Annotated in this window: 4 protein-coding genes; 2 read left to right on the top strand and 2 right to left on the bottom strand. The window is 64.4% G+C overall.

Annotation, left to right across the window (positions count from 1 at the left end; all coding sequences use genetic code 11):
• The first annotated feature begins 312 nt into the window (after positions 1-312).
• Positions 313-978: an HNH endonuclease gene (locus ACVOLO_RS09335; RefSeq protein ID WP_481569968.1), complete on the top strand. Its 666-nt coding sequence runs from the start codon at positions 313-315 to the stop codon at positions 976-978.
• Between the two features lie 187 nt (positions 979-1,165).
• Positions 1,166-3,073: a 1-deoxy-D-xylulose-5-phosphate synthase gene (gene dxs, locus ACVOLO_RS09340; RefSeq protein ID WP_481569969.1), complete on the top strand. Its 1,908-nt coding sequence runs from the start codon at positions 1,166-1,168 to the stop codon at positions 3,071-3,073.
• Positions 3,074-3,256: 183 nt separating this feature from the next.
• On the opposite strand, the gene guaA is transcribed toward dxs, so the two are convergent.
• Together guaA and guaB are read right to left on the bottom strand one after the other, a co-directional pair.
• Positions 3,257-4,822, bottom strand: coding sequence for a glutamine-hydrolyzing GMP synthase (gene guaA / locus ACVOLO_RS09345; protein WP_481569971.1), 1,566 nt, complete (start codon positions 4,820-4,822; stop codon positions 3,257-3,259).
• A 104-nt stretch (positions 4,823-4,926) separates the two neighbouring features.
• A complete protein-coding gene (gene guaB, locus ACVOLO_RS09350; RefSeq protein WP_481569978.1) occupies positions 4,927-6,384 on the bottom strand; it encodes an IMP dehydrogenase in 1,458 nt (485 codons plus the stop codon).
• Positions 6,385-6,573 lie beyond the last annotated feature (189 nt).

Below are 6,573 nucleotides of genomic sequence, written 5' to 3' on the forward strand. Positions count from 1 at the left end.
TCCAAAGCCAAAGCAGCCAAAGCCCCTCTCCCGCAGGCGGGGTGAGGGGAGCAGCTTGCGAACCATTGGTTCGCGGCTCATCGAACGCCCTTGCGCCAGCGCAAGGGCCGGGGCGCGGAGCGGGGGGTTGGGGTGAGGGCCACATCAGGCGCCCGGATGAAGAACGCGCTGCCACGCGCCCAAAAGGCGAACCATGGAGCGCCCCCCATTCGCCCTTACGTGGCAGCTTCCCCCGCACGCGGGAGAAGAACATGCCAAAACCCACCCGCATTTACACAAATTGTCACGCTTCGTGTATAAGCTGTTTTCCCGATGGAGACAGACACTACACCGCGTAGTCTGATCGATACCGGAGCCGAACTTTCCGCTCCGACCGCCGGGTTTTCGCCGACCCCTCCCCTGCACCGCCTTGGCTCCGTGCGACTGTTGTCGCTGGACGCCCACGGCCGCGTGCTGGACTGGATCAACTGGCAGGACGCCGCCTGCCTCTATGTACGCGATGCCGTGTCCTGGACGTTGGGCGACCCCTGCCTGCATGTGCATGGCGCAATCAACCGCGACAGCGGCCTGCGCAGCGGTCTGGACCTGCACCCCATCATCGCCTCGCGCGGCTTCGCCCGCTCACGCGCCATCGCGCCCACGCCCAACCTGACCAACACCGCACTGTTTGCCCGCGACGCACAGCTTTGCCTGTACTGCGGCCAGCAATTCAGCCGCCCTCACCTGACCCGCGACCATGTGTTGCCGATCTCCAAAGGCGGCCAGGACACCTGGGAAAACGTGGTCAGCGCTTGCTTCCACTGCAATTCACGCAAGAGCAACCGCACCCCGCAGCAGGCCAACATGCCGCTGCTGGCAGTGCCCTACCGGCCCAGCTGGATCGAACACCTGATCCTGTCCAACCGCAACATCCTGGCCGACCAAATGGCCTTCCTGAAGGCGCAACTGCCCAAGAACGCCATGCGCCGCAGCGCCTGAGCGCCGCCCACCCTGGCGCTTTCAGCAGCGCGAAAAACGCCCGAAAAGCCCAGCGACAGACAGATATCTGAACCAGCACTTCAGATTGGCGGCTTTCTCCGTCATCTGCCCCTCACATGTGCCGCGCTTTGCTTGCCCCACCCCCTGTTGGCGGCGAAAATACCGTGTCGCTTGAAACACAAAGAAAATGATCGACTCAGCCTGCTATCCGCGCCTGTCGCGCGTCCAGATTCCCGACGACCTGCGTGCGTTCGATGAAACCGAACTGGGCGCACTGGCCGGCGAGTTGCGTGCCTACCTGATCGAATCGGTCGGCAAGAGCGGCGGCCACTTCGCGGCCGGGCTTGGCGTGATCGAACTCACCGTCGCCTTGCATTACCTGTTCAACACGCCGGTTGATCAACTGGTGTGGGACGTCGGCCACCAGACCTACCCGCACAAGATCCTCACCGGCCGTCGCGACAGCATCCACACGGTCAAGCAGAAGGACGGCGTGGCGCCGTTCCCCAAGCGCGAGGAAAGCGAATACGACACCTTCGGCGTTGGTCACTCATCCACCTCCATCTCCGCCGCACTGGGCATGGCCATTGCCCGCCAGCGCCAGGGCGACGAGCGCAAGGTGGTGGCGGTGATCGGCGACGGTGCGATGACTGCCGGCATGGCCTTCGAGGCGCTTGCACACGCCGGCGGCATGGACGACGAGCCCAACGTGCTGGTCGTGCTCAACGACAACAACATGTCCATCTCCGAAGCCGTGGGCGGGCTGACCAAGATGCTGGGCCGCGCCACCGCCAGCCGCACGCTCAATGCACTGCGCGAAGGCGGCAAGAAGATCCTCGGCGACAAGCACAGCCCGCCGGCGCGTTTCGTCAAACGCTGGGAAGAACAATGGAAGGGCATGTTCGTGCCCTCCACCGCGTTCGAGCAGATGGGTTTTCATTACACCGGCCCCATCGATGGCCACGACCTGCCGCTGCTGCTATCCACGCTCAAGCGCCTGAAGGACGCCAAGGGCCCGCAGCTGCTGCACATCATGACCACCAAGGGCAAGGGCTACGAGCCGGCCGAGGACGACCAGATCGGCTACCACGCCGTCGGCCCGTTCGACCCGAGCAAGGGCCTGCCGACCAAGAGCGCGCCCAAGAAGCCGACCTACACCGACGTTTTCGGCGACTGGCTGTGCGATGCCGCCGCCGCCGAGCCGCAGCTGATGGGCATCACCCCGGCCATGCGCGAGGGCTCGGGCCTGGTGCGTTTCAGCAAGGAATACCCCGAGCGCTACTTCGACGTGGCCATCGCCGAGCAGCATGCAGTGACCTTGGCCGCCGGCATGGCAACCCAGGGCGCCAAGCCGGTCGTCGCCATCTACTCCACCTTCCTGCAGCGCGCCTACGACCAGTTGGTGCATGACGTCGCCGTGCAGGAGCTGGATGTGCTGTTCGCCATCGACCGCGCGGGCGTGGTCGGTCCGGACGGCGCAACCCATGCCGGCAACCTGGACCTGAGCTTCCTGCGCTGCGTACCGCACATGGTGGTGATGGCACCGGGTGACGAAGCCGAATGTCGGCAGATGCTCAGCACCGGCCTGCAATACAACGGCCCGGCCGCCGTGCGTTATCCGCGCGGCACCGGCCCGGGCGCAGCCGTCGGCACCGACCTGTCCACGCTGGAGATCGGCAAGGCGCAGTTGCGTCACCAGGGCAGCCGCATCGCCCTGCTCGCCTTCGGCTCGACCCTTGCCGCCACCGAGCAGGTGGGCCGCGAGTTGGGCCTGAGCGTGATCAACATGCGTTTCATCAAGCCACTGGACAAGACGATGCTGCTGGAACTGGCGCGCACCCACGAAGGTTTTGTGACCATCGAGGACAACGTGGTCGCCGGCGGCGCCGGCTCCGGCGTGGCCGAACTGCTCAACGCCGAAGCGGTGCTGATGCCGGTACTGCACCTCGGCCTGCCGGACAGTTTCCAGCATCACGCCAGCCGTGAAGATCTTCTGGCCGAAGCCGGCATCGACGCTGCCGGCATCCGCGCGGCGGTTCTCAAGCGCTGGCCGAAACTGGCAGACAATGCCGCGCCATTGAGCGCAGCAAGCTGATCAAACAAGGGCCTGGGCCCACGTATCCGGGAAGGCTGTGAGCATTCCTTCAACGTGACAGCCCAGGTCGCCAGCAGCGGCTGATCGCCTACCAGGCATATGTGCGTGAATGAAAAAGGCCCGCGTCATCGCGGGCCTTTTCTGTCCTGATCGTTCCCCCGCACTGTCATGCGGGGCGCACGATCACTCCCACTCGATCGTCGCCGGCGGCTTGCCGGAGATGTCGTAGACCACGCGCGAGACGCCGCGCAGTTCGTTGATGATGCGGTTGGACACCCGGCCAAGGAAGTCGTACGGCAGGTGCGCCCAGTGCGCGGTCATGAAGTCGATGGTTTCCACTGCACGCAGTGCGATCACCCACTCATAGGCACGCGCATCGCCCACCACACCCACCGACTTGACCGGCAGGAACACCGCGAAGGCCTGGCTGGTCTTGTCGTACAGGTCAGCGGCGCGCAGTTCCTCGATGAAGATCGCATCGGCCTTGCCCAGCAGTTCGGCGTACTCACGCTTCACTTCGCCGAGGATGCGCACACCCAGGCCCGGGCCCGGGAACGGATGGCGGTAAACCATCGCACGCGGCAGGCCGAGTTCGACGCCGAGGCGACGCACTTCGTCCTTGAACAACTCACGCAGCGGCTCGACCAGCTTGAGCTTCATGTCTTCCGGCAGGCCACCCACGTTGTGGTGGCTCTTGATGACGTGCGCCTTGCCGGTCTTGCTGCCGGCCGACTCGATCACGTCCGGATAGATCGTGCCCTGCGCCAGCCACTTGGCGTTGCTGAGCTTGTTCGACTCTTCATCGAAGATCTCGACGAACAGGTTGCCGATGATCTTGCGCTTGGCTTCCGGATCGCTGACGCCTTCCAGTGCCTTGAAATAACGGTCAGCGGCATTCACGCGCACGACCTTGACGCCCATGTTCTCGGCCATCATCTGCATGACCTGGTCGCCTTCCTGGAAGCGCAGCAGGCCGGTATCGACGAACACGCAGGTCAGCTGCGTGCCGATGGCCTTGTGCAGCAGCGCGGCGACCACCGAGGAATCCACGCCGCCGGACAGGCCCAGGATCACTTCATCGCTGCCAACCTGCTCACGCACGCGGGCGATCTGGTCGTCGATGATGTTGGCCGCGGTCCACAGCGTGGCGCAGCCGCAGATCTCGGTGACAAAGCGCTTCAGCAGCGCCGAGCCCTGCTTGGTGTGGGTCACTTCCGGGTGGAACTGCACGCCGTACCAACGCTTGTCTTCGTTGGCCATCGCGGCCACCGGAATGCGGTCGGTGACGGCGGTGATGGCGAAGCCCGGCGGCACATGAGTGACGTGGTCGCCGTGGCTCATCCACACGTCCAGGCGCGGTTCGCCGTTGTGGTCGGACAGGCCGCCCAGCAGCCCGTCATTGCCCAGCAGTTTCACTTCGGCGTGGCCGAACTCGCGCTGGTCAGCGGCTTCGGTACCGCCGCCCAGCTGCTTGGCCATGGTCTGCAGGCCGTAGCAGATGCCCAGCAGCGGCAGGCCGCTGTCGAACACTTCCTGCGGCGCAGCCGGGGCACCCGCCAGCGTGGTGGTTTCCGGGCCACCGGACAGGATGATGCCCTTGGCACCAAAGGCGGCGATCTCGGCCGGATCGTGGTCCCATGCCCAGATTTCGCAGTACACACCGAACTCGCGGATGCGACGCGCGATCAGCTGCGTGTACTGGGCGCCGAAATCGAGGATGAGGATCTTGTCGTTATGGATGTTGGTCATAAAGCCCGGCAAGTGATCAATGAAAACGGGAGTCGATGCAAAACGAATGGCGGATAGAGAAAGAGGAACGGGACCAGGTCCACGTTCCTCTTCTGCTTACCGCATCACGCGCGGTAGTTCGGCGGCTCTTTGGTGATCTGCACGTCGTGGACGTGGCTCTCACGTTGGCCGGCACCGCTGATCTTGACGAAGTTCGGCTTGGTGCGCATTTCTTCGATGGTGGCGCAACCGACATAACCCATGGTCGCGCGCAGGCCACCGATCAGCTGGTGGACGATGCCACCCACCGGGCCGCGATACGGCACGCGGCCTTCGATGCCTTCCGGCACCAGCTTGTCGGCGGTGGCGGCGTCCTGGAAGTAACGGTCCTTGGAACCCTTTTCCATCGCGGCCAGCGAGCCCATGCCACGGTAGCTCTTGTAGGAGCGGCCCTGGAACAGTTCGGTTTCGCCCGGCGATTCCTCGGTACCGGCCAGCAGGCCACCGATCATCACCGTCGATGCACCGGCGGCCAGTGCCTTGCCGATGTCACCGGAGTAACGGATGCCGCCATCGGCGATCAGCGGAATGCGATCCTGCAGCGCTTCGGCCACCAGGTCGATGGCCGTCACCTGCGGCACGCCGACACCGGCGACTACGCGCGTGGTGCAGATCGAACCCGGGCCGATGCCGACCTTGACCGCATCGGCACCGCAATCCAGCAATGCCAAAGCGGCTTCGCCGGTGCAGATATTGCCGCCGACGACCTGCACGTGCGGGAAGTTCTTCTTGACCCACTGCACGCGGTCCAGCACGCCCTGCGAATGGCCGTGGGCGGTATCCACCACCAGCACGTCCACGCCGGCAGCGACCAGCGCTTCGACGCGGCGATCGGTGTCGCCACCAACGCCCACCGCCGCGCCCACCAGCAGACGCGTTGCAGCGTCCTTGGCAGCGTTGGGGTTGTCGGTCTTCTTCTGGATGTCCTTGACGGTGATCAGGCCGCGCAGTTCAAACGCGTCGTTCACCACCAACACCTTTTCGATGCGGTTGCGGTGCAGCAGCGACAGCACTTCGTCGGAGGCAGCGCCCTCCTTCACCGTGACCAGGCGATCCTTCTTGGTCATGATGTGGCGGACCGGATCGTCCAGCTCGGTTTCAAAGCGCATGTCACGGTGCGTGACGATACCCGCCAGCAGGCCGTCGCTGCCCACCACCGGCACGCCGGAGATGTTGTGCGCCTGGGTCAATGCCAGCACGTCGCGGATGGTGGTTTCCGGCCCAACCGTGATCGGGTCGCGGATGACACCGGACTCGAACTTCTTGACCTTGGCCACTTCGGCAGCCTGCTGCTCAAGGGTCAGGTTCTTGTGGACGATGCCGATGCCGCCCAGCTGTGCCATGGCAATGGCCAGACGGGCTTCAGTGACGGTGTCCATGGCGGCCGAGACAATCGGCAGCCTCAACCGCAGGTCGCGCGTCAGGCGCGTTCCGAGGTCGACGTCCTTGGGCAGGATCGTGGAATGAGCGGGGACGAGAGAAACGTCGTCGTACGTAAGTGCTTCAGCCTGGATGCGCAGCATCGGCATGCCCGAGATGTGGGGAAGCGCGACATTTTACCCCTAATTCAGTGCCAATGGCAGTGTGCCGAAGCCCCCCAGTGTAGCCAACCCGCGGGGGTTTTAATAAAACACCCGGAAAAGTGAACCCCCGAGCCACAAAATAATACCTCCCCAGCCGCCACACCCCCCCCCCACAGGTTATGAAAAAAA

The organism is Stenotrophomonas sp. STEN056 (assembly GCF_056759635.1).

Excerpts from the sequence above, each read along its gene's own strand:
- guaB (WP_481569978.1), bottom strand. The coding sequence starts at position 6,384 with ATGCTGCGCATCCAGGCTGAAGCACTTACGTACGACGACGTTTCTCTC.
- dxs (WP_481569969.1), top strand. The coding sequence starts at position 1,166 with ATGATCGACTCAGCCTGCTATCCGCGCCTGTCGCGCGTCCAGATTCCC.
- guaA (WP_481569971.1), bottom strand. The coding sequence starts at position 4,822 with ATGACCAACATCCATAACGACAAGATCCTCATCCTCGATTTCGGCGCC.
- ACVOLO_RS09335 (WP_481569968.1), top strand. The coding sequence starts at position 313 with ATGGAGACAGACACTACACCGCGTAGTCTGATCGATACCGGAGCCGAA.